The sequence below is a fragment of the Kocuria sp. GQ42 genome, assembly GCF_059758435.1.
In genome coordinates this window covers 124839-150682 of record NZ_JCAXEN010000004.1, presented here as the reverse complement: position 1 = coordinate 150682, position 25844 = coordinate 124839, and the positions used below count along the sequence as shown (strand labels likewise).

General features: G+C 71.7%; 21 protein-coding genes and 2 pseudogenes. 16 read left to right on the top strand and 7 right to left on the bottom strand.

Translation table 11 applies throughout. The features are described from left to right. The first annotated feature begins 166 nt into the window (after positions 1-166). A complete protein-coding gene (locus AC6CH6_RS10325) occupies positions 167-1006 on the top strand; it encodes an SDR family oxidoreductase (protein WP_498255069.1) in 840 nt (279 codons plus the stop codon). Between the two features lie 90 nt (positions 1007-1096). Here the strand turns inward: AC6CH6_RS10325 and AC6CH6_RS10320 are convergent, their stop codons facing one another. The 3 genes from AC6CH6_RS10320 to AC6CH6_RS10310 all read right to left on the bottom strand — a co-directional run bounded on the left by AC6CH6_RS10320 (position 1097) and on the right by AC6CH6_RS10310 (position 1978). Beyond that, positions 1097-1285 carry a CsbD family protein gene (locus AC6CH6_RS10320; RefSeq protein WP_498255068.1) on the bottom strand — a complete coding sequence of 63 codons (189 nt, stop codon included), beginning with the start codon at positions 1283-1285 and terminating at the stop codon, positions 1097-1099. 155 nt (positions 1286-1440) lie between these two features. Next, on the bottom strand, positions 1441-1647 hold the full coding sequence (locus AC6CH6_RS10315; RefSeq protein WP_498255067.1) for a hypothetical protein: 207 nt from the start codon (positions 1645-1647) through the stop codon (positions 1441-1443). Between the two features lie 49 nt (positions 1648-1696). Beyond that, entirely contained in the window at positions 1697-1978 is a 282-nt protein-coding gene (locus AC6CH6_RS10310; protein WP_498255066.1) for a hypothetical protein, read from the bottom strand. Between the two features lie 326 nt (positions 1979-2304). Between AC6CH6_RS10310 and AC6CH6_RS10305 the strand changes: the two genes are divergently transcribed. Together AC6CH6_RS10305 and AC6CH6_RS10300 are read left to right on the top strand one after the other, a co-directional pair. Beyond that, a complete protein-coding gene (locus AC6CH6_RS10305; protein WP_498255065.1) occupies positions 2305-2799 on the top strand; it encodes a hypothetical protein in 495 nt (164 codons plus the stop codon). A gap of 18 nt (positions 2800-2817) precedes the next feature. Continuing rightward, positions 2818-3141: pseudogene (locus tag AC6CH6_RS10300) on the top strand (YciI family protein); the annotation flags it as partial. Between the two features lie 125 nt (positions 3142-3266). Here AC6CH6_RS10300 and AC6CH6_RS10295 read toward each other — a convergent pair. Next, positions 3267-4049, bottom strand: a complete 783-nt coding sequence (locus AC6CH6_RS10295; RefSeq protein ID WP_498255064.1) for a GAF and ANTAR domain-containing protein — start codon at positions 4047-4049, stop codon at positions 3267-3269. Between the two features lie 193 nt (positions 4050-4242). Further along, the gene (locus tag AC6CH6_RS10290; RefSeq protein ID WP_498255063.1) at positions 4243-5463 is read right to left on the bottom strand and encodes an ROK family transcriptional regulator; all 1221 of its coding nucleotides are present in this window, start codon (positions 5461-5463) and stop codon (positions 4243-4245) included. 115 nt (positions 5464-5578) lie between these two features. On the opposite strand from AC6CH6_RS10290, the gene AC6CH6_RS10285 reads away from it, so the two are divergent. From AC6CH6_RS10285 to AC6CH6_RS10245, 9 genes are all read left to right on the top strand, one after another. Further along, positions 5579-7087 (top strand): sugar ABC transporter ATP-binding protein, encoded by a 1509-nt coding sequence (locus AC6CH6_RS10285; protein WP_498255062.1) that lies wholly within the window; start codon positions 5579-5581, stop codon positions 7085-7087. Beyond that, entirely contained in the window at positions 7084-8091 is a 1008-nt protein-coding gene (locus AC6CH6_RS10280; protein WP_498255061.1) for an ABC transporter permease, read from the top strand. The genes AC6CH6_RS10285 and AC6CH6_RS10280 overlap by 4 nt, the downstream gene beginning before the upstream one ends. Next, positions 8088-9185, top strand: a complete 1098-nt coding sequence (locus AC6CH6_RS10275) for an ABC transporter permease (protein WP_498255060.1) — start codon at positions 8088-8090, stop codon at positions 9183-9185. Before AC6CH6_RS10280 ends, AC6CH6_RS10275 begins: the two co-directional genes overlap by 4 nt. Further along, positions 9185-10417, top strand: coding sequence for a substrate-binding domain-containing protein (locus tag AC6CH6_RS10270; protein WP_498255190.1), 1233 nt, complete (start codon positions 9185-9187; stop codon positions 10415-10417). Before AC6CH6_RS10275 ends, AC6CH6_RS10270 begins: the two co-directional genes overlap by 1 nt. A gap of 100 nt (positions 10418-10517) precedes the next feature. Then, on the top strand, positions 10518-11387 hold the full coding sequence (locus AC6CH6_RS10265; RefSeq protein WP_498255059.1) for a sugar phosphate isomerase/epimerase family protein: 870 nt from the start codon (positions 10518-10520) through the stop codon (positions 11385-11387). Continuing rightward, positions 11384-12553, top strand: a complete 1170-nt coding sequence (locus tag AC6CH6_RS10260; RefSeq protein WP_498255058.1) for a Gfo/Idh/MocA family protein — start codon at positions 11384-11386, stop codon at positions 12551-12553. The genes AC6CH6_RS10265 and AC6CH6_RS10260 overlap by 4 nt, the downstream gene beginning before the upstream one ends. Positions 12554-12599: 46 nt before the next feature. Continuing rightward, positions 12600-13601 carry a sugar phosphate isomerase/epimerase family protein gene (locus AC6CH6_RS10255; RefSeq protein WP_498255057.1) on the top strand — a complete coding sequence of 334 codons (1002 nt, stop codon included), beginning with the start codon at positions 12600-12602 and terminating at the stop codon, positions 13599-13601. A gap of 105 nt (positions 13602-13706) precedes the next feature. Continuing rightward, the gene (locus AC6CH6_RS10250; RefSeq protein WP_498255056.1) at positions 13707-14534 is read left to right on the top strand and encodes a DUF1206 domain-containing protein; all 828 of its coding nucleotides are present in this window, start codon (positions 13707-13709) and stop codon (positions 14532-14534) included. A 118-nt stretch (positions 14535-14652) separates the two neighbouring features. Continuing rightward, on the top strand, positions 14653-14925 hold the full coding sequence (locus AC6CH6_RS10245; RefSeq protein ID WP_133410042.1) for a hypothetical protein: 273 nt from the start codon (positions 14653-14655) through the stop codon (positions 14923-14925). A 24-nt stretch (positions 14926-14949) separates the two neighbouring features. Here the strand turns inward: AC6CH6_RS10245 and AC6CH6_RS10240 are convergent, their stop codons facing one another. Next, positions 14950-15804: an SDR family oxidoreductase gene (locus AC6CH6_RS10240; RefSeq protein ID WP_498255055.1), complete on the bottom strand. Its 855-nt coding sequence runs from the start codon at positions 15802-15804 to the stop codon at positions 14950-14952. A gap of 202 nt (positions 15805-16006) precedes the next feature. Here AC6CH6_RS10240 and uvrB point away from each other — a divergent pair, with 202 nt between their 5' ends. The 3 genes and pseudogenes from uvrB to AC6CH6_RS10225 all read left to right on the top strand — a co-directional run bounded on the left by uvrB (position 16007) and on the right by AC6CH6_RS10225 (position 21244). Continuing rightward, positions 16007-18127, top strand: a complete 2121-nt coding sequence (gene uvrB / locus AC6CH6_RS10235) for an excinuclease ABC subunit UvrB (protein ID WP_133410044.1) — start codon at positions 16007-16009, stop codon at positions 18125-18127. Positions 18128-18414: 287 nt separating this feature from the next. After that, positions 18415-19404: pseudogene (locus AC6CH6_RS10230) on the top strand (TerC family protein); the annotation flags it as partial. A 511-nt stretch (positions 19405-19915) separates the two neighbouring features. Further along, on the top strand, positions 19916-21244 hold the full coding sequence (locus tag AC6CH6_RS10225) for a TerC family protein (protein WP_498255054.1): 1329 nt from the start codon (positions 19916-19918) through the stop codon (positions 21242-21244). Positions 21245-21355: 111 nt separating this feature from the next. Here the strand turns inward: AC6CH6_RS10225 and AC6CH6_RS10220 are convergent, their stop codons facing one another. Next, the gene (locus tag AC6CH6_RS10220) at positions 21356-23968 is read right to left on the bottom strand and encodes a DEAD/DEAH box helicase (protein WP_498255053.1); all 2613 of its coding nucleotides are present in this window, start codon (positions 23966-23968) and stop codon (positions 21356-21358) included. A gap of 117 nt (positions 23969-24085) precedes the next feature. On the opposite strand from AC6CH6_RS10220, the gene AC6CH6_RS10215 reads away from it, so the two are divergent. Beyond that, positions 24086-25822 carry a formate--tetrahydrofolate ligase gene (locus tag AC6CH6_RS10215; RefSeq protein WP_498255052.1) on the top strand — a complete coding sequence of 579 codons (1737 nt, stop codon included), beginning with the start codon at positions 24086-24088 and terminating at the stop codon, positions 25820-25822. The last annotated feature ends 22 nt before the right edge of the window (positions 25823-25844 follow it).

Sequence of the window (25844 nt, the reverse complement as noted above, 5' to 3'; positions counted from 1 at the left end):
CCGGGATCCCGGGCGGGCGCCCACTCCCTGGATGGTGGTCCGGGCACGGGACGGAGCACGACAACCCCGCTCCGAGCACCTAAACTGAACAGTGTGCTGATCATCGGGGAGTTCGGTGAGCAGCGCCTGCACCGTCCGGAACCCTCGACCACGGAAGGACCACGCCATGAGCCAGCCAGAGCAGCAGCAGGAGGTCCCCGGCGTCCAGGCCGCGATGACCCCCGTCCCGGACTGCGGCGAGCACAGCTACCGCGGCTCCGGCAAGCTCGCGGGAAAGGCAGCCATCATCACCGGCGGGGACAGCGGCATCGGCCGTGCCGCCGCGATCGCCTACGCCCGCGAGGGCGCCGACGTCCTGATCGCCTACCTCGAGGAGGACGACGACGCCCAGGACACCGCCCGCTGGATCGAGGAGGCCGGGCGCCGGGCCGTCCTGGTCCGCGGAGACCTCTCGGACCCGGCCCACTGCCGGGCCGTCGTCGACAGGGCCGTGCAGGAGTTCGGCCGGATCGACGTGCTCGTCTCCAATGCCGCCTACCAGATGAGCCGCGACAGCCTCGACGAGATCAGCGACGAGGAGTGGGACTACACGTTCCGGCTCAACATCGGCGCCATGTTCCACCTCACCAAGGCCGCCGTGCCGCACATGGCACCGGGCTCGGCGATCATCGGCAGCTCCTCGGTCCAGTCCGACCAGCCGTCCCCGCAGCTGGCGCCCTACGCGGCCACCAAGGCGGCGATCGCGAACTTCTCCGCCGGGCTCGCGCAGATGCTGGGCGAGAAGGGCATCCGGGTCAACAGCGTGGCCCCGGGCCCGATCTGGACGCCGCTGATCCCGGCGACCATGCCCGCGGAGAAGGTGGGGGCCTTCGGCGACGACGTCCCCCTGGGCCGTGCCGGCCAGCCCGCCGAGCTCGCGCCCGTCTACGTCCTGCTGGCCTCGGACGACGGCAGCTACATCTCCGGCTCGCGGGTCGCCGTCACCGGCGGCAAGCCGATCCTCTGAGCCCGGGTCCACTGCGGAGCGGACGGCACACCTGTTCCGCCGGACCTCGGCGGAAGGACATGGTTTCCGCCCAGGATGGGGCGGAGCTGATCACTCGTCGTCCACGATCTCGCGCGCGGTGTCCTCGACGTCCTGGCCGCTTTGCCTGGCATGGCCCACGGCGTTCTGTGCCCGACCTTCGGCCTGCAGATCGGGTTTGTCGGTGGCGGCGCCGATCTTGTCCTTGGCGGCACCGGCGGCCTTGTCCGCGGCGGCACCGACCTTGTTCCCGAGTCGCACGGGTGCTCCCTTCTCTCGGTCGACGGGTCCCTTCAGCCCGGCTCCGAAGTTGACCGACGTCGTGTCGGGGAGCCGCCCCGAAGGGTGGGTCGGATGTCGTGCCCGGCGGGAGAACTCTTCGTCGTCACCGAACCGATCCGACCCGCCCGAGGGCGCTACTGCTGGTTGTCGGGACGGGGAGCGCGTTCGCGCTCCTCCACCGCGGAGCGCACCTCCGGGTCGTCGGTGTCGTCGACCCAGGGCTCGGTCTGGCGGTGCTCCTCCACGTGGTCGGGTTGGATGCCGGCCACCTCGCCGGCGACCTCGTGCTTCATCTGGTCGTCCAGTTCCGCACTGTGCTTGGTGTTGCCTCGCTCGGCCATGTCGTTCTCCTTGCAGGGATGGGACAGCGTACTTCGGTGGGACGGCCCGTCAGGCGGTCCCATCCTCCTCGAGCAGACCCCGCTGGGCGCGGTCGGCTGCTTCGGAGGAGTCTTCCGGCAGCGGGTCGGTGGCCGGTGGGACCTGCCCGGGCGCGTAGTCGGTCAGCCCGGCGGCCACCCGCTCCTGTTCGGTGGCTGCGGCCAGTGCCTCGTCGTCGAGATGCTCGGGCATCCCGGCGTGGCCCTGGTGGATGGGGTCGGGCAGGGCGTCGCCCTCGGGCTCGAGGACGTCGTCGAGGTCCGGGGCGTCGTCGTTGTTCGGGGTGGTCATGGAGAACCTCCTGTGCTGAGCCGTGCTTCCCACCTTAGTGACCTGGCTCACGGAGCGGAACCACCCTGGGACCTGGGCGCACAGACCACGAACAAGCAAGATGCCGTCCACCGGAACAGGGACAGTCCCTCATCCGTGGAACGTGCGCACAGGATCGGTGCCGCTGAGGACATGGTCCCAACTCCCCGAGAAGCGGGGCCTGTCGAGGTCCCGCCCGTGCTCCTCCCGGGCTGCGTTGAGCAGTCGATCGTAGGCTGTTCGTGCGCATCGCCTGCGTGTTTCGAGGCCGCAGGTGCCGATGCGTTCCCCGACATGAGGACAGCTTGATGACTGACGTCGCTCCGGACCGACCAGCGGTTCTGCACCCCGTACCAGCCCAGCGTTCGATCGTCGTGATTCCACGGGTGCACGATGGCTCCGGGGCCCGGACCCGCTACGGGCTGGTCCAGGCCGAGCTGGACCCGGGCGGGCAGGCGCTGATCTTCCCGCAGGGCCCAGTGGTCGACCCCGACGAACTGCGCGCCGGGGCCGCGCTGCTGTTGGAGGAGGAGTTCGGGCAGGGCATGTCCGCGGCAGTGATCGCTCCGCTGGGAATCCTGTACGCCGATCAGCGCAGAGAAGAGCGGATCGACGTGCTGCTCGCAGTGGCGCGCCGGACCGATGCCGAGTACGGCGAGGCGCTGGAGCCGGCCGGCATCGCCGGGGTGGAGTGGGCCGATGAACAGCAGCTGCTCCAGCACCTGTGCTCCGGGCGGATCACGGACACCACCACCGCCTCAGCCCTGGCACTGCTGCAGGCCTGTGGTGAGTTCACCCGCTGACCGGCCCACCTGCAGCACATGTCGGACTTCGCCGCCCGGCTCGAGGGCACCGGCGAGTTCGTCGACGCGCAGGCGCTGTCCCCGGAGGGCACGTTCGTCCGCTACGGCGGCGAGGGGCGGCTGCCCGTCACCGACGGCCCGTTCCCCGAGACCAAGGACCTGATCTCCGGCTGGATGGTGATCGACGTCGAATCCAACGACCGAGCGCTCGAGCTGGCCGCCGAGCTGTCCGCGGCCCCGGGGGCGGGCGGGAGGCCGATCCACGAGTGGCTCGAGCTCCGCCCGTTCCTGACCGCGCCGCCGCAGCGGCGTACCTCCACGAGCGCGACGGCGACCCCGTGACCGCGGCGCGGTTCTACGCCGCGGCCGCCCGGTCGGCGCCCAGCCTCCCCGAGCGCGACCACCTCGTGCTGCAGGCCGCACGGCTCAACGCGGGGCGGCACGGTGGGGCGACCGGGCCGCACCGGTCAGGGGCCCCCCGGACCGGTTGACTCCTCGGGGCGCTCGCCGGTGAGGACGCCGGTGGTGGTCAGCCGCTCGGCGACGTCCCGGAGCTTGGTGTTCGTCTGGGAGCTGGCGGTCGTGAGGAGGACGAAGGCCTGCTGGGGCGTGATCTTGAACCGCTCCATGAGCACGCCCTTCGCCTGACCGATGAGGTCCCGCGTGGCCAGGGCCTCGTGGAGGTGGCCGACCTGCTGGGCGTCGGCGAAGGCCACCGCGGCGTGGGCCGCCACCAGCAGGCCGATCTCCTCGGACTCGTCGGTGAACGCGGCGAAGTCGGCGCCGTAGACGTTGAGCGCCCCGAGGACGTCGCCGTCGGTGTAGAGCTGGAACGCGAGCATCGACGTCGCTCCCGCCTCCAGGGCGGCCGGGGCGAACCGGGTCCACCGGTCCTCGTGGCGGAAGTCAGGGACGTGGACGATCCGCTCCTCGTAGGCCGCGTCCATGCAGGGTCCCTCCCCGGTGTCCTGCTGCAACCGGTCCACCCGGCGGGGGAGCGCGCCCGAGGCGGCCCGGGACTCGATGCCGCGGTGCCGCCGGGCGACCGAGATCGAGGCCTCCACCACCCCGGGGATGAGCTCCACCGCGGCGCGGACCATGGCCTCGAGGGTGCCCTGGACGTCGGTCTCGCCCTGCAGGGTGCGGGCCAGGTCGCTCAGCCGCCGGGCCAGGTCCGCGTCCACGGCCCCCGTCCGGTCCCGGCGGGGGTCCGACCTGGTCGTTCGTCCCGTGTCCGTGTCCGTGCCCATTGCCCCAGTCTCCCCCGCAGAAGGCCGTCAGGACCCGGGACCGGAGGAACTCGTTGCGGACGGGAACTTCCCGCCCTGTCAAGGGTGGCGGACGGCCGTCTCCGCACCGGTCCGTGCCGCGGTCCGTGCTGCGGTCCGTGGTGCGGCCCGCACAGGATCCCGGCGGGGACGCCCGGTGCTGCGGCGAACGGGCTCAGCCCGCGCTCAGGGCCGCGCACGCGGCCTCGATGGACTCCGGGGACAGGACGTGGTCGATGGCCAGCACCGCCGCCCCCATGACGCCGGCGCGCTCCCCGGCGACCGACGGGGCCACCCTCAGGTGCTCCGTGGCCAGGGGCAGGGACCGCCGGTAGACGACCTCCCGGATGCCTGCCAGCAGGTGCTCCCCGGCCTGGGCGAGGCTGCCGCCGATCACGATCACGGAGGGGTTGATGAGGTTCACGCAGGTGGCCAGGACGTCCCCGATGTCCCGCCCCGCCTGGCGGATCACCTGCACGGCGAGCGGGTCCCCGGAGCGGACGAGGTCGATCACGTCCTGGCTGGTGGACAGCGTGCCGGCGGTGTGCTCGTTGAGCGTCCGCACGAGGGCGGGCGCGCCGGCGAGCGCCTCGAGGCAGCCGGTGTTGCCGCAGCGGCAGAGCAGCTCGTCGCCGCGCGGCACCCGGACGTGGCCGAGGTCCCCCGCGGTGCCCTGGGCGCCGCGCTGGAGCGCGCCGCCGGAGATGATCCCCGCGCCGATGCCCGTGGCCACCTTGACGAACATCAGCTCGGTGGTCCCGGGCCAGAAGAAGCTGCGCTCGCCCAGGGCCATGATGTTGACGTCGTTGTCCACCAGCACGGGCACGTCGTAGTGGGCCTGTACGAGGGCCGGGACGTCGACACGGTCCCACCCCGGCATGATGGGCGGGTTGATCGGCCGGCCCGTCTCGTGCTCCACGGGACCGGGCAGCCCGATGCCGATGGCGGCGAGGTCCGCGGCGGGGCGGTCCGCGCGCTCGAGCAGCGCGGCCACCGTGCGCACGAGCCAGCCCAGGACCGCGCCGGGGCCTTCGCCGATCGCGAGCGCCTGGCGCTCCTCGGCGAGCTCCCGGCCGGAGAGGTCCGCGAGGATCGCCCGGGCGTGCGTCGCCCCGACGTCCGCGCCGACCACCACCCGGGCACCCGGGTTCAGGGCGAAGAGCGAGGGCGGGCGCCCCCCGGTGGAGGCGGCCCCGCCGTAGGGTGCGACGAGCCCCAGGGACATGAGCGTGTCCACGCGGGACGCCACGGTGGAGCGGGCCAGCCCGGTCAGCTGGGCGAGCTCCGCCCGGGTCCTCGGGCGGCCGTCGCGCAGCAGCTGGAAGACTTCGCTCGCCCCCGGGGCGGGCGAGTCCGAGGAGCGCGGCGACGGCGCCGACGGAGGACTCTGCAGCACTTTTTCAGTAGAGCACGCCCCCTTAGGGGGGTCAAGCACGTCACAAACGCACAGTGAAGGAACAACTTTTGCAGGACTGTCGACAGAAGTCTGTGGTGCGTGTCACAGTGACCGCATGAACGAGCGCACGAGCTCCCCGGTGCTGGACGTCACCGGCCTGTCGAAGTCCTTCTTCGGGGTGCCGGTGCTCGAGGACGTGGACCTGCGGCTGCACGCCGGCGAGGTGCACGGGCTCGTCGGTGAGAACGGCGCCGGCAAGTCCACCCTGATGAAGGTGCTCGCCGGGGTGCACGAGCGGGACGCGGGCACCGTGGAGATCGGCGGCACCCCCGTCGAGTTCCACCACCCCACCCAGGCGCACGTGGCCGGGCTGTCGACGGTGTTCCAAGAGTTCAACCTGCTGCCCGACCGCACCGTGGCCGAGAACGTGTTCCTCGGCCGCGAGCCGCGCCGGGGCCTGCTCGTGGACCGGCGGGCCATGAACGCGAGGACGAGCGAGCTGCTCGAGGACCTGGGCATCACCAGCATCCAGCCGACCACGACCGTGAGCTCGCTGTCCGTGGCCCAGCAGCAGATCGTGGAGATCGCCAAGGCCATCAGCTACGACGCCCGCATCATCTCCATGGACGAGCCGACCGCGGCCCTCGCGGGCCCCGAGGTGGACCTGCTCTACGCGATCGTCCGCCGGCTCCGGGCGCGCGGCACCGCCATCCTGTACGTGTCCCACCGGCTGAAGGAGATCTTCGACCTGTGCGACACCATCACCGTCCTCAAGGACGGCCGCGTGGTCGGCACCGAGCCCGCCTCCGCGATGGACGACGCCGCCCTGGTGCGGATGATGGTGGGCCGCCCGATCTCCGCCTACTTCCCGGAGGCGGTGCCCGGCACCGGGGTGGGGCGGGAGCTCCTGAGGATCGACGGCGGCGGCAACGACCAGCTCGACGGCATCGAGCTGACGCTGCGCGCCGGGGAGATCGTGGGGGTCGCCGGGCTGCAGGGCTCCGGGCGGACGGAACTGGTGGAGGCCGTCTTCGGCGTCCGCCCCTTCACCCGCGGGTCCATGGCGCTGGACGGCAGGCCGTACACGGCCACCTCGCCCCGGCAGGCCGTCCGGCAGGGCGTGGCCCTGATCACGGAGGACCGCAAGTCCCAGGGGCTGAGCCTCGACCAGTCCATCCTGGACAACGCCCTGGGCGTGATCCGCTCCGTCTTCCCGCGGCGGACCGCCGCCGCCCGGAAGGACGTCCCCGGGGTCCTCTCCTCGCTGGAGGTCGTGGCCCGGGACCTGGACCAGGAGGTCCAGTACCTCTCGGGCGGGAACCAGCAGAAGGTCGTCCTCGCCAAGTGGCTGGCCGTGGACCCGCGGGTCGTGCTGCTCGACGAGCCCACCCGGGGGATCGACGTGGGCGCCAAGATCGCCGTCTACAACCTCATGCGCATGCTCGCCGCGGAGGGCAGGGCCATCCTCATGGTCTCCAGCGAACTGCCGGAGGTCCTCGGCATGTCCAGCCGGATCGTGGTCCTGCGCGACGGCCGGATCGCCGGTGAGCTCCCGCCGGACAGCACCGAGGAGCAGGTGCTGCGGCTGGCCACCGGCGCCCGCACGGAAGGGGCGAGACCGTGAACGCGTTCTCGAGGCTCACGTCCACCCACATCGTCTACCTCGTGGTGCTGCTCACCGTCGTGGTCGGCACGGTGCTCGTGGGCGCCACCGGGCGCAGCTTCGTCAGCGCCGGCAACATCTCCGCGATCCTCACCGGGACCAGCGTCCTCGGCTTCATCGCCATCGGCCAGACGCTCGTGATCCTGGTGGGGAGCCTCGACCTGTCCGTGCCGTACGTCATCAGCCTCGCGAGCCTGCTCTCGGCCGGCCTCATGGCGAACCAGCCAGGGAACATCCTGCCCGGCGTGGCGCTGGCCCTGGTCGTCTCCGCGGGCATCGGCCTGGTCAACGGCCTGGTGGTGTCCGGGCTGAAGGTCCACGGGTTCATCGCCACACTGGGCACCGGGCTCGTCGTCAGCGGCTACCTCGCCACCAACTACAAGGGCAGCTCGGGGCAGACCCCCGTGGCCTTCCGCCTCATCGGGGCCACGGGCATCGGCCCGGTCCCGGTCTCCACGCTGATCATGCTGGCCTGCGCGGGCGCGGTGCTGCTCATGCTGACCCGCAGCCGCCTGGGCCACCACATGTACGCGGTCGGCGGGGACATCCGGGTGGCCCGGATGTCCGGGATCCGGACCGGCACCCCGATCGTGGCCGCCCACGTCATCTGCTCCGTCATGGCCGGTCTCGCCGGGCTGCTGCTCGCGGCGCGACTCGGGGTGGGCAGCCCCACGATCGGGTCCCAGGGCGGGTACGACCTGCTCTCCATCGCCGCCGTGGTCCTGGGCGGGACGCTCCTGGCGGGCGGCAAGGGGTCGCTGGTGGGGACGCTGGGCGGGGTCCTCATCTTCGCGATGATCGACAACATCATGAGCGTGATGCAGATCAACCCGTTCCTGAAGGACGTGGTCCGCGGCATCGTCATCGTCGTCGCCGTGGCCGTCTACGCCCGGCGCCGGGTGGTCAGCCGGCCCGCGCGCTTCGACGACCGGAGCGGGCGGACCGCGCAGGAGGTCACGGCATGAGCGCCACCGTCACGGACCGGACCGCGGTCCTGCAGCAGAACCGGTCACCGTGGCACGAGCGGGTGCTGCGCGGGCTGCGGACCCCCGGCGGGGCGGTCTTCGTGCTCCTCCTGGTGCTGCTGGTCGCGGCCGTCGCCGTCAACCCGTCCTTCGGCGAACCGGGCTCGCTGATCCGGTTCGTCGGCCGCACGGCGCCGATCGCCATCGCGGCCATCGGGCAGTACTTCGTGATCGTCTCCGGGGAGTTCGACCTGTCCATGGGCTCGGTGGTCACCGCCCAGGTGTTCGTGGCCGGCAACCTCATCGGCCAGGACGACAGCCGGACGGTGCCCGTCCTGGTCCTGATGCTCGTCCTCGGCGCCCTCGTGGGCCTGGTCAACGGGCTGGTCACCACGCTCCTGCAGGTGCCGAGCTTCATCGTCACCCTCGGCACCATGCTCGCCCTGCTCGGGCTGGTGCTCTACTGGACGGGCGGCGCCGCGACGGGGAACCCCGCGGACAGCTTCCGGCAGATCGGCCGCGGCGGCATCCAGGACGTCCCGGTCCTGGGGATCCTGCCCTACCCGGTGGTCCTGGTGGCGGTCGTCGCGCTCGCCGCCCTCTGGCTCATGCGCCGGCCCTACGGCCGCACGCTCGTCGCCGTGGGCGACAACCCCCGGGCCGCCGCGCTGACCGGGGCCCGGGTCTGGTGGGTGCGCACCCGGGCGTTCATGCTCTCCTCCCTGGCCGCCACCGTGGCGGGCATCATCCTGGTGGGCTACGCCGGCGTGCACCCGTCCGTGGGGCGCGGCTACGAGTTCACGGCCATCACCGCCGTGGTCCTCGGCGGGGTCGTGCTGGGCGGCGGGCGCGGCTGGGTGCTCTCCGCGGCCGCCGGCGCCTTCGCCCTCGAGACCCTCTTCGCGCTCCTGAACTTCCTGGGGGTCCAGTCGACCTGGCGGGACACCGTCCAGGGCGTGATCATCATCCTCGCCGTCGCAGCCGGCACCCAGACCTGGAAGCGCCGCCGGCGCGGCCGGACCACGGCGGCGCAGGAGCCGAGACGTGCCATCGCAGCACCGCCCACCCCGGGCACCGACGAGGAAGGAACATGATGCGCCGAAGCATCCAGTCAAAGGTCACCGTGGTGGCAGCGGCAGCGCTGCTGGGACTGACCGCCTGCACCACCGACCAGTCGATGGAGGAACCGCCGCCCGCCGAGACGGGGGGCGCGGAGGCCGCCGCCACGCCGGCCCCGGAGGGCGGTGACGAGTGGTTCGACCAGGCGGAGTACGACCGGCAGCTCGACCAGCGCTCCGCCTCCTTCGAGGGGGACCCGGAGCAGCCCTGGACGCAGTACATCGACGGGGAGACGACCGCCACCGCGGAGTTCGCCGCCGACGACCCGCAGAAGGTGTGCTTCTCCAACGCCTCCATCTCCAACCCCTGGCGCCAGACCGGGTGGATCACCATGAACGAGCAGCTCAAGGTGCTCCAGGACTCCGGGGTGATCTCCGAGATGGAGACCCGCGACGCCCAGGACGACGACAACACGCAGATCGCCGACATCGACTACTTCATCGCCGAGGGCGAGTGCGACGGGTTCATCATCTCGCCGAACTCGACCGCCGCCCTGACGCCCGCCGTGGAGCGCGCGTGTGAGACCGGCAAACCGGTGGTGGTCTTCGACCGCGGGGTGGAGACCGACTGCGCGACGACGTTCGTCCACCCCATCGGCGGCTTCGCCTGGGGCATCGACTCGGCGAACTTCCTGGTGGACAACCTGCAGGAGGGCGACAAGGTGGTGGCCCTGCGCATCCTCCCGGGCGTCGACGTCCTGGAGCAGCGCTGGGCCGCGGCCGAGCGGATCTTCGAGGAGAACGGGATCGAGGCGACGGACTACTTCACCGGCGCCGACCCCACCGAGATCAAGAAGATCATCTCCGACGAGCTCGCCACCGGGGACGTGCAGGGCGTGTGGATGGACGCCGGCGACGGCGCCGTCGCCGCCATCGAGGCGTTCGAGGACGCCGGCGCGGACTACCCGGTGATGACCGGCGAGGACGAGATGAGCTACCTGCGCAAGTGGGAGGACACCGGCCTGACCGGCCTCGCCCCGGTGTACTCGAACTTCCAGTGGCGCACCCCGCTGCTGGCGCTCGAGCAGATCTTCGCCGGCGAGGAGGTCCCCGCCGAGTGGGTCCTGCCGCAGGAGCCGATCACCGAGGAGCAGCGGGCGGACTTCCTCGCCGACAACGAGGGGATGCCGGACGGCCACTACGCCAAGTTCGGCGGCGAGGACCTGCCGGGCTACCCCGACGTCTGGCGGGACCGCGTCATCCCCTGACCCGCCCGACCGCGCCCTGCCCGCCACCGGCCCGGCCCCGGGAGACCCCGGCGGCGGGCGGGGCGCCATCCAGCCCACCGCACCGAGAGGAGGCAGACCCGTGCAGCGCCCGATCGCCGTCAACACCTGGGTGTGGGAGTCCCCCCTCACCGACGCGAACCTGCCCCCGCTCCTGGCGAGGATCGCGGACATGGGCTTCGACGCCGTCGAGCTCCCGCTGGAGAACGTCGGCGACCTCTCGGCCGGGGTCGTGCGGGACGCCCTCGGCGGGCTCAGCCCGCTGCTCGTCGGCGCCATGGCGCCCGGACGCGAGCTCGTCCTGGCGGACGACGCCGTGATCACCCGCACCCAGCACTATCTCAGCGCCTGCATCCGGCTGGCCCACGACATCGGCGCGCCGGCCGTGTGCGGGCCCTTCTACGCGCACACGGGCCGGGTGTGGCGGATGGACGCGGCGGAGCGCGCGGACGCCTACGCGCAGCTGCGGCGTCGTCTCGCCCCGCTGGCCGCCGAGGCCGAGGCCGCCGGGGTGGTCCTCGGCATCGAACCGCTCAACCGCTACGAGACGTCCCTGCTCAACACCACCGCCCAGGCGCTCGAGGCCCTCGGACCGCTGCTCGGCCACGGCGTGGGACTGGCCCTGGACACCTACCACCTGAACATCGAGGAGCGCTCCTCCGCCGACGCCGTCCGGGCGGCCGGCCGGCACCTCGTCCACGTCCAGGTCTGCGGCAACGACCGGGGAGCCCCCGGCGGTGACCAGACGGACTGGACGGGCATCTTCGACGCCCTGGACGCCGTCGGCTACACCGGCGCCCTCAGCATCGAGAGCTTCACCGCCCGCAACGCCAGCATCGCCACCGCCGCCTCGATCTGGCGGCCCCTGGCGGAGAGCCAGGACCAGCTCGCCGAGGACGGACTGGCGTTCCTGCGCTCGTGCGCCGCCCGATCCCCAGGAGGACACCCATGACCACCACCGTGCCCGACCCCGCCGTTCCCCCCGGCCACGGGAGCGCCGCCCTGGGCGTCGCCGTGCTCGGCCACTCCTTCATGGGCAAGGCCCACTCCAACGCGTGGCGCAACGTCAACGCCTTCTACCCCACGCCCCGCGTGGCGCAGAAGGTGCTGGTGGGCCGGGACGCCGGGCACGCGGCCGAGGCCGCCCGGCGGTACGGCTGGGAGGAGAGCGGCACCGACTGGCGGTCGGTGCTGGAACGGGACGACATCCACGTCGTCGACATCTGCACGCCCGGCCACCTGCACGCCGACATGGCCGTGGCCGCCCTCGAGGCCGGCAAGCACGTGCTCGTGGAGAAGCCGCTGGCCAACACGGTGGCCGAGGCCGAGCAGATGGCCGCCGCCGCGGCGGCCGCCCGGACCCGCGGCGTCCAGTCCATGGTGGGCTTCAACTACCGCCGGGTGCCGGCCCTGGCACTGGCCCGGCAGCTGATCGCGGACGGCCGCGTGGGCCGGGTCCGCCAGGTCCGGGTCAGCTACCTGCAGGACTGGCTCGCCGACGAGCACGCGCCCATGACCTGGCGCCTGCGCCGGGAGACCGCCGGGTCCGGGGCGCTGGGCGACCTCGCCTCCCACGCCGTCGACCAGGTGCGCTTCCTCCTGGACTCGCCGGTCACGTCCGTCTCCGGGACGCTCACCACGTTCGTCCCCACCCGGACGGGGGAGGACGGCCCCGAGCCGGTGACGGTCGACGACGCCGCCTGGGCCACCCTGCGCACCGCCTCCGGGGCGGTGGTCGGCCTGGAGGTCTCCCGCTGCGCCACCGGCTGCAAGAACGCCCTCGAGATCGAGGTCTACGGATCGCTGGGCGGACTGCGCTTCGACCTCGAGCGGCTCAACGAGCTGCACCTGTTCGACGCCACCGCGCCGCCGGACACCCAGGGCAGCAGCCGGATCCTCGTCACCGAGGCCACCCACCCCTACGTGGGGGCGTGGTGGCCGGCCGGGCACGTCCTGGGCTGGGACCACACGTTCACCAGCCAGGCCGCCGAGCTCCTGCGGGCCATCGACACGGGGGCCCCGGCCGCCCCCGGGTTCGAGGACGGCCTGGAGGTCCAGCGGGTGCTCGCCGCCGTGACGGACAGCGCGGCGCGCTCCGGCGCCACCGTCCACCTCTGACCCCGCACGAGCGGAGCACCGCTCTCCCCGACCCGAAGGACCGACGATGGGACACCACCGCTACACGCTGTTCACCGGCCAGTGGGCCGACCTCCCGCTCGAGGAGGTCGCCGAGCTGGCGGCCGGCTGGGGCTACGACGGCCTGGAGATCGCCGTCTCCGGCGAGCACCTCGACGCCTGGCGGTGGGACGACGACGCCTACGTCCGGGACCGGCTCGACATCCTCGAGCGCCACGGCCTCGGGGTGTGGGCCATCTCCAACCACCTCAAGGGCCAGGCCGTCTGCGACGACCCGATCGACTTCCGGCACGAGTCCATCGTGGGACCCCGGGTCTGGGGCGACGGCACGCCCGAGGGAGTGCGCACCCGAGCCGCCGAGGAGCTGCAGCACACCGCACGGCTCGCGCGAAAACTGGGCGTGGACACCGTGGTCGGCTTCACCGGGTCCTCCGTCTGGCAGTACGTGGCGATGTTCCCGCCCGTCTCCCAGGACGTGATCGACGCCGGGTACCAGGACTTCGCGGACCGGTGGAACCCCATCCTGGACGTCTTCGACGAGTGCGGGGTGCGCTTCGCCCACGAGGTCCACCCCTCCGAGATCGCCTACGACTACTGGTCCACGCACCGGGCGCTGGAGGCCATCGGCCACCGCCCGGCCTTCGGGCTGAACTGGGACCCCAGCCACTTCCTGTGGCAGCAGATCGACCCGGTGGCGTTCATCTCCGACTTCGCGGACCGGATCTACCACGTGGACTGCAAGGACACGAAGATGCGGACCGGCGGTGGGCGCAACGGCGTCCTGTCCTCGCACCTGCCCTGGGGCGACCCCCGCCGCGGCTGGGACTTCGTCTCGACCGGACGGGGCGACGTGCCGTGGGAGGACAGCTTCCGCGCCCTCACCGCCATCGGCTATCGCGGGCCGATCTCCGTGGAGTGGGAGGACGCCGGCATGGACCGCCTCCGGGGCGCCCCCGAGGCCCTGGCCTTCCTGAAGCGCTTCGACTTCGCCCCCTCCGGCGCCTCGTTCGACGCCGCCTTCCGGCAGTAGCCGGTCCGGGGCGGCACCCGGGCGGGCCCCGGTGTCAGCCGAACGGCGTCGTGGACACCGGCGGTCCGCAGGCGCACGATGGAGACCCACACCGCAGGAGGAACCATGGGCGAGGTCGGCCGGCAGGCCACGAGGGCGGCCGACGCCGCGGACGACGCGACGGACTCCCGCGGGTTCGTCCTCGCGGCCCGCGCCGGGTACGTGGCGGCGGGCCTGCTGCACGTCATGATCGGGGTCATCGCGCTGCGCGTGGCCACCGGCGGCTCGGGCTCGGCGGACCAGTCGGGGGCGGTCGCCGCGCTCGCCGGCAGCCCGGGCGGCACCGTCCTGCTGTGGGCGTGCTTCCTCGGCTGCGCGGCGCTCGCCGTCTTCCTGTTCAGCGAAATCTTCTTCGGTGCGACGCAGCGCTCGGACCGGGACCGGCTCAAGCACCGCGTCAAGATGGGCGGCCAAGCGGTCGTCTACGGCGCCATCGGCGCCGTGTTCGGGACCTACGCCCTCGGCGGCACGAGCGACAGCAGCGAATCCTCCCAGTCGCTCAGCGCCGGGCTCATGGCGCACCCCGCCGGCACGGTGCTGCTGATCGCCGTGGGACTGGGCCTCGTCGTCGCCGGCGCCTTCTTCGTCCACCGGGGCGTGACGAGGTCCTTCCGGGAGAACCTGACGAGCCTGCCGCCGGGCAGGGCCGGCCGGGCGGTGGTGTGGCTGGGCACGGTCGGCTACGCGGCCAAGGGCGTGGCCCTGGCCGTGCTCGGGGTGCTCATTGTCGTCGCCACGGTGCGCAGCGACCCGGAGCAGTCGTCGGGACTGGACGGTGCGCTCAAGGCCCTCCAGGAGCAGCCCTTCGGGGCGTGGATCCTCGGCGCCGTGGCCCTGGGCCTCATCTGCTACGGGGTTTTCATGGTGGTCCGGGCCAGGTACCAGCGGATGTGACCGCGCCCTCCCGGCACACCGTCCGGGGTGTCCGGGGCTGCCGGCCGACCGGCCTTCGCGGGGCGCGGCACGAGGAATAGAATGGTCCCATCCGCACCGCGGTCACCTGGGGGACGTCATGTCTGAAGAGCAGCACACCGTCAACGAGGACGCGCCGTCGTCGGGCTACCGCCTCTTGGACCGGTTGAACCAGATCGCGCTCAAGGTCTACGGCGCGGCCGATCGCATCGCGCCGGAGACCCACGGCGCCGGGGAGAGCGAACGGGCCCACGCCTGGTACGAGGAGTGCCAGAAGCACTTCGTGATCGAGCGGGACGAGCACGGCAACGAGTACCTCTACCACCGCGACGACTCCCGCGGCGGCCCCCGGGCCGGGACGTCCCGCAACTGACGGCCCCGCCCGCGGCACCGCGCGTCAGCGCATCGCGCGCAGCGCGTCCACCAGCGCCGTGGTGCGCCGGCCGAGCAGCCGCGACAGGTCCCCGGTGACCAGGTCCAGCGCGCCGTCCTCGATGTTGGCGTCCAGGGCCACCAGGAACCGCGCGGTGCTCTCGTCCACGCCGGTCCGCTCCAGCTCCGCCAGGTGCTGCTCGGGCGTGAGCCGCCGGTAGGTCACCTCCCGGTCCAGGACCTCGGTCAGCGCGGCGGCCAGTTCGTCGAAGCTCCACGCCGCGTCCCCCGAGAGCTCGTAGGTCCGGCCCGCGTGGCCGTCCTGGGCGAGGACCGCGGCGATCGCCTCCGCGTAGTCCTCGCGGGTGGCGCTGGCCACCCGGCCGTCCCCGGCACTGGCCAGGACCACGCCGGTGGTCTCCGCGTGCCGCAGGGCCGGCTCGAAGTTCTCGGTGTACCAGCCGTTGCGCAGGATCGTGAACGGGAGCCCGGACGCGGCGATCGCCTCCTCCGTGGCCAGGTGCTCGTCGGCGAGCAGCAGCTTCCCGCGGTCGGCGCCGAGGGCGCTGGTGTAGACGAGGCGGGACACCCCGGCCCGGACGGCGGCGTCGACCGCGTTCCGGTGCTGGGGCACCCGGATCCCCACCTCGCTGCTGGAGATCAGCAGGACCGTGTCCGCTCCCGCGAACGCCTGGTCGAGGGTCGCGGGTTCGGTGTAGTCCGCCCGGACGGTGGCCAGGCCCAGCTCCCGGAGGGCGCCGAGCTTCTCCTCGTCGCGGCCGGCGGCCACGAGGTCCGGCAGCTGCACGTCCAGGCGCAGCAGGGAGCTGATGACGTGGCGGCCCAGCCGGCCGGTCGCGCCGGTGATGACGATGGACACGGTGTTCCTCCCGGTGGTGGCCCGGCCGCTCCCGGGCGGGTGCCGGCGGGGGCCCGCCGGCACCCGCCGGGCGCGGCGGTGTGTCCTGTGCAACGGGCGGCGCCCGCGGCGTATTTCCGGTGTGCGGTCCCGGCGGCCGCGGGTCCGATCGCCTCCGGAGGAACCCGGCCTCCGTGTCCGGGGCGGCGCGTAGCCTGGTGCCATGAGCCTCGCCCAGAAGATCAACCGTGTCGTCGCCCCCTTCGAGGTCATCTCCGACTACGTTCCCGCCGGCGACCAGCCCAGGGCCATCGAGGAGCTCGCCGCGAGGATCGAGGCGGGGGAGAAGGACGTCGTGCTGCTCGGCGCCACCGGCACCGGCAAGTCCGCGACCGCCGCGTGGCTCATCGAGCGCGTCCAGCGGCCCACCCTCGTCATGGTGCAGAACAAGACGCTCGCCGCGCAGCTCGCCAACGAGCTGCGGGAGCTGCTGCCCAACAACGCCGTCGAGTACTTCGTGTCCTACTACGACTACTACCAGCCCGAGGCCTACGTGCCGCAGACGGACACCTTCATCGAGAAGGACTCCTCCATCAACGAGGAGGTCGAGCGGCTGAGGCACTCCGCGACCAACGCGCTGCTGACCCGCCGGGACGTCGTCGTGGTCGCCACCGTGTCCTGCATCTACGGCCTGGGCACCCCGGAGGAGTACGTGGCGCAGATGGTCACGCTGCGCCGGGGGGAGGAGATGGACCGCGACGAGCTGCTGCGCCGGTTCGTGAACATGCAGTACGCGCGCAACGACGTCGACTTCCACCGCGGCACGTTCCGCGTGCGCGGGGACACCGTGGAGATCATCCCGATGTACGAGGAGCACGCGGTCCGGGTCGAGTTCTTCGGCGACGAGATCGAGTCGATCTACACCCTGCACCCGCTCACCGGGGAGATCATCCGGGAGGAGACGGAGATGTACGTCTTCCCCGCCTCCCACTACGTGGCCGGCGCGGACCGGATGGCCACGGCCGTGAAGTCCATCGAGGACGAGCTCGCCGCGCGGCTGAAGGAGCTGGAGTCCCAGAACAAGCTCGTCGAGGCCCAGCGGCTGCGGATGCGCACCACGTACGACCTCGAGATGATGGAGCAGATGGGCTACTGCAACGGCATCGAGAACTACTCGCTGCACATCGACGGCCGTCCCCGCGGGTCCGCCCCGCACTGCCTCATCGACTACTTCCCGGACGACTTCCTGCTGGTGGTCGACGAGTCCCACGTGACGATCCCGCAGATCGGCGGCATGTACGAGGGGGACATGTCCCGCAAGCGCACCCTCGTGGAGCACGGCTTCCGGCTGCCCTCGGCGATGGACAACCGCCCGCTGAAGTGGGACGAGTTCCTGGGGCGCATCGGCCAGACCGTCTACCTCTCGGCCACGCCGGGCAAGTACGAGCTGTCCCAGGCGGACGGCTACGTGGAGCAGATCATCCGGCCCACCGGGCTGATCGACCCCGAGGTGGTCGTCAAGCCGACCAAGGGGCAGATCGACGACCTCCTCGACGAGATCAACGCGCGGGTCGAGCGGGACGAGCGCGTGCTCGTCACGACCCTCACCAAGCGCATGGCCGAGGACCTCACCGAGTACCTCATGGAGCACGGGGTCAAGGTCCAGTACCTGCACTCGGACGTGGACACCCTCCGCCGCGTGGAGCTGCTGCGCGAGCTGCGGATGGGCACGTTCGACGTCCTCGTGGGCATCAACCTGCTGCGCGAGGGCCTGGACCTGCCCGAGGTCTCCCTGGTGGCGATCCTCGACGCCGACAAGGAGGGCTTCCTGCGCTCCACGACGTCCCTCATCCAGACGATCGGCCGTGCCGCCCGCAACGTCTCCGGCCAGGTGCACATGTACGCGGACCGGATCACCGACTCGATGGCCACGGCCATCGAGGAGACGAACCGGCGCCGGGAGATCCAGGTCGCCTACAACACGGAGCACGGGATCGACCCCCAGCCGCTGCGGAAGAAGATCGCGGACATCACCGACCAGCTCCAGCGCGAGGAGGAGGACACCCGGGAGCTGCTCGCCCGCCGTGCCGCCGCCGGGAAGAAGACCGCGCCGACCGGGGCGAAGGGCGGGCGGGACGCCGTGGCGGCCGCGGAGGACAAGCTGCGCCGGGACGGGTTCGCGGCCGCGCCGGCCGAGGACCTCACGGACCTCATCGCGCAGATGACGGAGCAGATGCAGGCCGCGGCCGCCGAGCTGCAGTTCGAGCTCGCCGGGCGGATCCGCGACGAGCTCTCGGACCTCAAGAAGGAGCTGCGGCAGATGCAGCAGGCGGGGCACGCCTGAGCCCGGTCCGGCCGGGACCCGCACCCCGGGGGGCACGCCCGTTCCCGGCGTTCTCCCAGGTTCGGATAGAGTGCTCTCCGCGTAGGGGAGTATCCCTCAGCGCTGCGGTCGTCAGCACGCCGGGCAAGGGAGCCGGGCCGGTCGCAGCGACCGCACCTCGGCACCCGGGCCCCCAGCCCGCCGGGGCCGGTGGAGAGACTTGCGGCTCATCGTGATGCCCCGGTCCGCCCCGTTCCCCGGACGACGCCGGCCCGCGGGCTCACCCATCTCCAAGCGAAAGAACTCGCGTGCACACACAGCTACCCGCGTGGTTCGAGATCGGCTCCTTCGTCGTTCTCGGCTGCATCCTTCTCTTCGACCTGATCATGGTCGCCAAGCGCCCCCACGAGCCCTCCATGAAGGAGGCCGGCATCTGGGTGGGCGTCTACGTGGCCCTCGCCCTCGTATTCGGCGCCCTGATGTTCGCCTTCGCGGGCGCCGAGCAGGGCACGCAGTTCGTGGCGGGCTGGATCACGGAGTACAGCCTCAGCATCGACAACCTGTTCGTGTTCATCGTGATCATGACCCGGTTCGCGGTGCCGCGGAAGTACCAGCAGGAGGTGCTGATGGTGGGCATCATCATCGCGCTGGTCCTGCGCGGGATCTTCATCCTGCTGGGCGCCACGATCATCGCGAACTTCTCCTGGGTCTTCTACCTCTTCGGCGTCTTCCTGCTCTGGACGGCGTACCACCAGGCCAAGGACGACGGCGAGGACGAGTCGGCGGAGAACGGCCTCATCCGCAGGCTGCGCACCGTGGTCCCCATGACGGACCGGTACGACGGCAACAAGCTGCGCACCACCGTGGACGGCAAGAAGCTCTTCACGCCGATGCTCGTCGTCTTCGTGACCATCGGCGTGACCGACCTGATGTTCGCCTTCGACTCCATCCCGGCGATCTTCGGACTGACCCAGAGCCCGTTCATCGTCTTCACGGCCAACATCTTCGCCCTCATGGGCCTGCGCCAGCTCTACTTCCTGCTCGGCGGGCTCATGGAGCGGCTCATCTACCTCAAGCACGGACTGTCGCTGATCCTGGCGTTCATCGGCGTCAAGCTCATCCTGCACGCCATGCACGAGAACGAGGTGCCCTTCATCAACGGCGGCGAGCACATCGGGTGGGCCCCTGAGATCCCCACCTTCGTGTCCCTGGGCGTGATCGTGGCCATCATCGTGGTCGCCACGGTCGCGTCGATGGTCAGCCCGAAGGGCCGGTCCGCCCACGCCGTCGCCGAGCTGCACCGGGCCATCCAGGTCTACCGGGGCATCCCGGAGGGCACCCCCACCCAGGAGATCCGCATCGTGCAGGCCGAGCTCGTGCAGAAGCACCGGGCGGCCCGCGGCGCCTCGGAACGCTCCGCCGTGGAGCTGCCCGACCTCCACGAGCACACGGGCAAGTCCGCGGAGGAGCACCACACCGAGAGCCGGCACCTGGAGCACGCGAAGCACGGGGAGGCCCGGCACTGAGCACCACCGCAGGCTGAGCGCCCGGGGACCGTCCTCGACGGCCCCCGCGGGGAGGGGCCCGGTCCGCCGCACGGCGGACCGGGCCCCTGGCCGTGCGGGCCGGGACGTCCGTATAGACTGGCCCGAGCCTAGGGGAGTATCCCTCAGCGCTGTGGACGTCAGCACGTCGGGTGCCACAACCCGGCCGGACGCAGCGGTCGAGCCCAGGACTGGACCGGAACGGTCCGGCGGGAACGGCGGAGAGACTTACGGCTGTCCCGTACTCGACCCCGAAAGCAGAACCATGGAAGTCTCACTCACCGTCTGGATCGTCACCATCGCGGCCATCGCCGGCCTGCTGCTCTTCGACTACGTGTTCCACGTGCGCAAGGCCCACGAACCGCAGCTCAAGGAAGCCGCGATCTGGTCCGCGATCTACGTGGGCATCGCCCTCCTCTTCGGCCTGTTCGTCCTCGTCCAGTGGGGCGGCCGGTACGCCGGCGAGTACTACGCCGGGTACATCACCGAGAAGGCGCTGTCGGTCGACAACCTCTTCGTCTTCCTCATCATCATCGCGTCCTTCAAGGTCCCGCGCGAGGACCAGCAGAAGGTCCTGCTCTTCGGCATCACGTTCGCCCTGATCGCCCGCACCGCCCTGATCTTCGTGGGCGCCGGGCTGATCAACCAGTTCGCCTGGATCTTCTACCTGTTCGGCCTCATCCTGCTGCTGACGGCCGGCTCCCTGATCAAGGGCGAGCTGTCCGAGTCCGCCCACGACGAGGCGGACAACTTCATCATCCGCACCGCCAAGCGCTTCATGCACACCTCCGACGAGTACGACGGCGACAAGCTGTTCACCATGGAGAACGGCAAGAAGGTCATGACGCCGATGCTGCTCGTCATGGTGGCCATCGGCGGCACCGACGTCCTCTTCGCGCTGGACTCCATCCCCGCGATCTTCGGCCTGACCCAGCAGACCTACCTGGTGTTCACCGCCGTGGCGTTCTCCCTCATGGGCCTGCGCCAGCTGTACTTCCTCATCGACGGGCTCCTGGACCGGCTCATCTACCTCTCCTGGGGCCTGGCGATCATCCTCGGCTTCATCGGCGTCAAGCTCATCCTGCACGCCCTGCACGAGAACAACCTGGGCTTCATCAACAACGGCGAGCACGTGGAGGTCGTCGAGGTCGGCATCAGCCTGTCGCTGACCGTCATCGTGGGGGTGCTGGTCCTCACCGTCCTGGCCTCCCTGTACAGCCCCAAGGGCCGGGCCCTGCGCGTGCTCAACGGCCTGCAGACCGTGGCCGAGAAGTACGTGACCCTGCCGCAGGACGCTCCTGCGGAGGAGCGGCGCAAGCTGGCGGAGAAGGCCGCGAAGTACCAGCGGCAGATGCCGAAGATCTCCGACAAGCACCGCGAGGAGCTGCTCGAGTCCGAGAAGCAGTTCCACGAGCTCCTCGACCGCGCCCGCGGCAAGCACCGCGAGTTCGAGCGCACCGGGGTGGGACCGGAGCCGGACGCCGTGCCGGCCCCCGAGGCCGAGGCCCTCTCCGGTGCCCGGGCCGAGACCCAGGAGGCGGCCGGCACCACGACCCCGGACGCCCCCCGCGGCGGCGGCAGCTCCGCCGTCTGAGCCACACCTCCCGGTGCCCCGCGCGCCGGGAGCAGGAGCCCCCGGCGCGCACCGAGCAGGTGCGCACCGGGGGCTCCGTCGTCGTCGGGGGGACCGCCGGGCGGCCCCGGCTCAGCGGCCCGTCTCGGTGATGGGCCCGACGTTGTCCACGACCACCGCGGGGAAGCCGTCCTCGTCCGAGGTCCGCAGGTCGATGCGGGCGTTGATGCCCCAGTCGTGGTGGCCGTCCGGGTCGTCGAAGACCTGCACCACGGTCCAGAACCCCGGCAGGCCCTCGGGCTGCTCGTCGATCCGGATCAGCCCCGGCCCCCTCGACTGGGGGTCCGTGTAGATGTCCTCGTGCTCGCCGAAGTACGCGTCCATGGCGTCCGCCCACCGGTCCCGGTCCCAGCCGTGCTCGCCGTCGAGGGCGCCCAGGACCTTGTCCTTCTCGTCCGCGAACAGCTCGACGCGCTGGAACAGGGCGTTGCGCACCATGACCCGGAACGCCCGCGGGTTGGACGTGATCACGGGGGGCTGCTCGTCGATGAGCTCCTCGAGGGAGTCCGCGGAGGTGCCCATGGGGGACTCCTCCCCGGCGGCCAGCTTCTCCCACTCGTCGAGCAGCGAGTTGTCGGTCTGCCGGATGAGCTCGCCCAGCCACTCCACGAGGTCCTCGAGGTCCTCCCGGAGCAGGTCCAGGGGCACGGTCTGGCGCAGGGCCTTGTAGGCGTCGGAGAGGTAGCGCAGCAGGATGCCCTCGGACCGGGCCAGGCCGTAGAACTGCACGTAGTCGCCGAACGTCATGGCGCGCTCGTACATGTCCCGCACCACGGACTTGGGCGTCAGCTCGAACTGCGCCACCCAGGGGGCGCCGGTGCGGTACGTCTCGAACGCCTGGGTCAGCAGCTCCTCGAGCGGCTTGGCGTAGCTGACGTCCTCGAGCTCCTTCATCCGCTCGTCGTAGTCGAGGCCCTCGGCCTTCATCGACGCCACGGCCTCCCCGCGGGCCTTCTTCTCCTGCATGTTCAGCACCTGGCGGGGCTTCTCCAGGGTCGCCTCGATCACGGAGACGACGTCCAGGGCGTAGCCCGGGTCCTCCCGGTCCAGCAGGGTGAGGGCGGCGAGGGCGAAGGGGGACAGCGGCTGGTTGAGGGCGAAGTTCTCCTGCAGCTCCACGGTCAGCCGCCAGGTGCGGCCCTCCTCGTCGGGCTCCGGGAGCTTCTCGACGACGCCGGCGGCGCGCAGCTCCTTGAGGATGCCGATGGCCTGCTTCAGCAGGGCGCGCTGCCGCGGCCGCGTCTCGTGGTTGTGGGTCAGCAGGTGCCACGCCGCGAGCACCGGGTCCCCGGGGCGCTGCAGGAGGTTGAGCAGCATCGAGTGGGTCACCGTGAAGGACGAGGTCAGCGGTTCCGGATCGGAGGCGACCAGGGTCTCGAACGTCGGCTTCCCCCAGGACACGAAGCCCTGCGGCGGCTTCTTCCGCACCACCTGCCGCAGCTTCTTCTGGTCGTCGCCGAACTTGGCGTGGGCCTTCTTCATGGCCTTGTTGTTCTCGATGACGTGCTCGGGCGCCTGGACCACCACGGTGCCCGCCGTGTCGTAGCCGGCTCGCCCGGCCCGGCCGGCGATCTGGTGGAACTCGCGGGCGTTGAGCCGGCGGGTGCGCTCGCCGTCGAACTTGGACAGCGCCGTGATGACCACGGTGCGGATGGGCACGTTGATGCCCACCCCCAGGGTGTCGGTGCCGCAGATGACCTTGAGCAGCCCCGTCTGGGCGAGCTGCTCCACGAGCCGGCGGTACTTGGGCAGCATCCCGGCGTGGTGGACCCCGATGCCGTGGCGGACCAGGCGGTTGAGGGTCTTGCCGAAGCCGGCCGAGAAGCGGAACCCGGCGATGAGCTCGCCGATGCGCTCCTTCTCCTCCTTGGTCAGCACGTTGACGGACATCAGGTTCTGGGCCTGGTCCATGGCCTGCAGCTGGGAGAAGTGCACCACGTAGACTGGGGCCTGGTTGGTGCTCAGCAGCTCCTCGAGGGCCTCGTGGATGGGGTCCTCGGACCAGTAGTGGTGCAGCGGGATGGGCCGCTCCGCGGAGGACACCGTCGTGGTCGGGCGGCCCGTGAGCTCCGTGATCCCCTCCTCGAAGCGGGAGACGTCCCCGAGCGTGGCGCTCATGACCAGGAACTGCGCCTGGGGCAGCTCCAGCAGCGGCACCTGCCACGCCCAGCCGCGCTGCGGGTCGGAGTAGAAGTGGAACTCGTCCATCACCACTGGCCCCACGTCCGCGTCCCGGCCCTCGCGCAGGGCGACGTTGGCGAGGATCTCCGCGGTGCAGCAGATGATGGGGGCCGCGGCGTTGACCGCGGAGTCCCCGGTGACCATGCCGACGTTCTCCGCGCCGAAGATCTCCACGAGCGAGAAGAACTTCTCGGACACGAGCGCCTTGATCGGGGCGGTGTAGTACGAGCGCTGCCCGGCGGCGAGACCCGCGAAGTGCGCCGCGACGGCCACCGTGGACTTCCCGGACCCGGTCGGGGTCGCGAGGATCACGTTGGACCCGCTCGCGAACTCGAGCACGGCCTCGTCCTGGGCGGGGTAGAGCTCCATGTCCCGGGAGGCGATCCAGCCGAGGAACCCCTCGTAGACCTCGTCCCCGGACAGGGCGTTGGTGGCGAAGTCGCCGCGGTAGTACGGGTGGCCCGGAGTGCCGAGCTCGGGGGAGAGGGCTTCGAGGAGTTTCATCGTCCTCCACTGTATCGGGACGGCGCGTCCGGGCCCGTGCCGGTTCCGCGCCGCCGGGGCCCGCGCGAGGACGGCGGGGCACTGGCCGGGACGCCCCGGGTCCAGCAGACTGGCCCCATGACCCACGTCACCGACCCGATGCCCTCGGACCTGGAGATCGCCCAGGCCGCCCGGCCCCGCCCCGTGAGCGAGATCGCGGCCGCCGCCGGGATCGCCGCCGACCGCCTGGAGCCCTACGGGCGCTTCGTGGCGAAGGTCGACCCGCGCCCGGACGAGGTGTCCACCCCCGAGGAGGCCGCCGCGCGCAAGCACGCCCGCGGCGTGCGGTACGTGGTGGTCACGTCGCTGACCCCCACGCCGCTCGGCGAGGGGAAGACGGCCACGGCGGTGGGCCTGGCCCAGGGCATGGCGGCCACCGGCCGCTCCGCCGCCCTGACGCTGCGCCAGCCCTCCATGGGGCCGACGTTCGGGATCAAGGGCGGGGCGGCGGGGGCGGGATACGCCCAGCTGCTGCCGATGGACAAGCTCAACCTGCACCTGACCGGGGACTTCCACGCCGTGACGGCCGCCCACAACCTGCTGGCGGCGATGATCGACAACCACCTGCACCACGGCAACGCCCTGGGCCTGGACGCCCGCTCGATCACGTGGCGGCGGGTCCTCGACGTCAACGACCGGGCGCTGCGCACCGTGGTGGTGGGCCTCGGCGACCACCAGGACGGCGTGCCCCGCCAGACCGGCTTCGACATCACGGCCGCGTCCGAGGTGATGGTGATCCTCTCGCTCGCCACGTCCTTCGCCGACCTGCGCCGGCGCCTGGGCCGGATCGTGGTGGGCGCCACGCACGACGGCGAGCCGGTCTCCGCCGAGGACCTCAAGGCCGCCGGGTCCATGGCGGTGCTGCTGCAGGACGCCTTCCAGCCGAACCTGCTGCAGACTCTCGAGGCGACCCCGGCGCTGGTCCACGCCGGACCGTTCGGCAACATCGCGACCGGCAACTCCTCCGTGGTCGCCGACTACGTGGCCATGGCCCACGCCGACTACGTCATCACCGAGGCCGGGTTCGGCGCGGACATGGGCCTCGAGCGGCTGGTCAACGTCAAGGCCAGGGCCTCGGGGCTGACCCCGGACGCGGCGGTGCTCGTGACCACGGTGCGGGCGCTGAAGAATCACTCCGGCCGCTACAGCGTGCGCCCGGGCAGGGCGCTGCCGGCGGAGATGCTGCAGGAGAACCCCGGGGACGTGGAGGCGGGGGCGGCGAACCTGCTCCACCACCTGGCGATCGCCCGGTCCTTCGGGATCTCCCCGGTCGTGGCGATCAACGCCTTCCCCGGGGACCACCCCTCGGAGCACGAGGCGATCCGCCGGATCGCCCGGGCAACCGGGGCGGAGGTGGCCGTGTGCACGGCGGTGCCCGAGGGCGGCGCCGGGGCGGCCGAGCTCGCCGACGCCGTGGCCGCCGCGTGCGAGCACCCGGCCGGGTACACCCCGACCTACGGGCTCACCGAGTCCCTCGAGGACAAGCTCACCGCGGTCGCCACCCGCGTCTACGGCGCGGACGGCCTCGAGATCACCCCGGCCGCGGAGCACCAGCTGGCCCGCTACGAGGAGCTCGGCTACGGGGGGCTGCCGGTCGTCATCGCCAAGACCCACCTGTCCACCACCGCGGACCCGGCCCGCAAGGGAGCGCCCACCGGGTGGTCCCTGCCCGTCCGGGAGCTGCGCGCCGCCGTGGGCGCCGGGTACCTCTACGCGATCTGCGGGACGATGCGCACCATGCCGGGACTGGGCACCTCCCCGGCGGCCGAGCGGATCGGGATCGACGACGACGGGCGCGTCACCGGCCTCTTCTGAGACCCGCCTCCTTCGGGACCCG

What these genes read in the sequence shown, in the direction of transcription:
- AC6CH6_RS10295 (WP_498255064.1), bottom strand. Translation starts at nt 4,049, where the DNA reads ATGGGCACGGACACGGACACGGGACGAACGACCAGGTCGGACCCCCGC.
- AC6CH6_RS10325 (WP_498255069.1), top strand. Translation starts at nt 167, where the DNA reads ATGAGCCAGCCAGAGCAGCAGCAGGAGGTCCCCGGCGTCCAGGCCGCG.
- AC6CH6_RS10250 (WP_498255056.1), top strand. Translation starts at nt 13,707, where the DNA reads ATGGGCGAGGTCGGCCGGCAGGCCACGAGGGCGGCCGACGCCGCGGAC.
- AC6CH6_RS10305 (WP_498255065.1), top strand. Translation starts at nt 2,305, where the DNA reads ATGACTGACGTCGCTCCGGACCGACCAGCGGTTCTGCACCCCGTACCA.
- AC6CH6_RS10220 (WP_498255053.1), bottom strand. Translation starts at nt 23,968, where the DNA reads ATGAAACTCCTCGAAGCCCTCTCCCCCGAGCTCGGCACTCCGGGCCAC.
- AC6CH6_RS10245 (WP_133410042.1), top strand. Translation starts at nt 14,653, where the DNA reads ATGTCTGAAGAGCAGCACACCGTCAACGAGGACGCGCCGTCGTCGGGC.
- AC6CH6_RS10275 (WP_498255060.1), top strand. Translation starts at nt 8,088, where the DNA reads ATGAGCGCCACCGTCACGGACCGGACCGCGGTCCTGCAGCAGAACCGG.
- AC6CH6_RS10260 (WP_498255058.1), top strand. Translation starts at nt 11,384, where the DNA reads ATGACCACCACCGTGCCCGACCCCGCCGTTCCCCCCGGCCACGGGAGC.
- AC6CH6_RS10215 (WP_498255052.1), top strand. Translation starts at nt 24,086, where the DNA reads ATGACCCACGTCACCGACCCGATGCCCTCGGACCTGGAGATCGCCCAG.
- AC6CH6_RS10310 (WP_498255066.1), bottom strand. Translation starts at nt 1,978, where the DNA reads ATGACCACCCCGAACAACGACGACGCCCCGGACCTCGACGACGTCCTC.
- AC6CH6_RS10270 (WP_498255190.1), top strand. Translation starts at nt 9,185, where the DNA reads ATGCGCCGAAGCATCCAGTCAAAGGTCACCGTGGTGGCAGCGGCAGCG.
- AC6CH6_RS10225 (WP_498255054.1), top strand. Translation starts at nt 19,916, where the DNA reads ATGGAAGTCTCACTCACCGTCTGGATCGTCACCATCGCGGCCATCGCC.
- AC6CH6_RS10315 (WP_498255067.1), bottom strand. Translation starts at nt 1,647, where the DNA reads ATGGCCGAGCGAGGCAACACCAAGCACAGTGCGGAACTGGACGACCAG.
- uvrB (WP_133410044.1), top strand. Translation starts at nt 16,007, where the DNA reads ATGAGCCTCGCCCAGAAGATCAACCGTGTCGTCGCCCCCTTCGAGGTC.
- AC6CH6_RS10285 (WP_498255062.1), top strand. Translation starts at nt 5,579, where the DNA reads ATGAACGAGCGCACGAGCTCCCCGGTGCTGGACGTCACCGGCCTGTCG.
- AC6CH6_RS10255 (WP_498255057.1), top strand. Translation starts at nt 12,600, where the DNA reads ATGGGACACCACCGCTACACGCTGTTCACCGGCCAGTGGGCCGACCTC.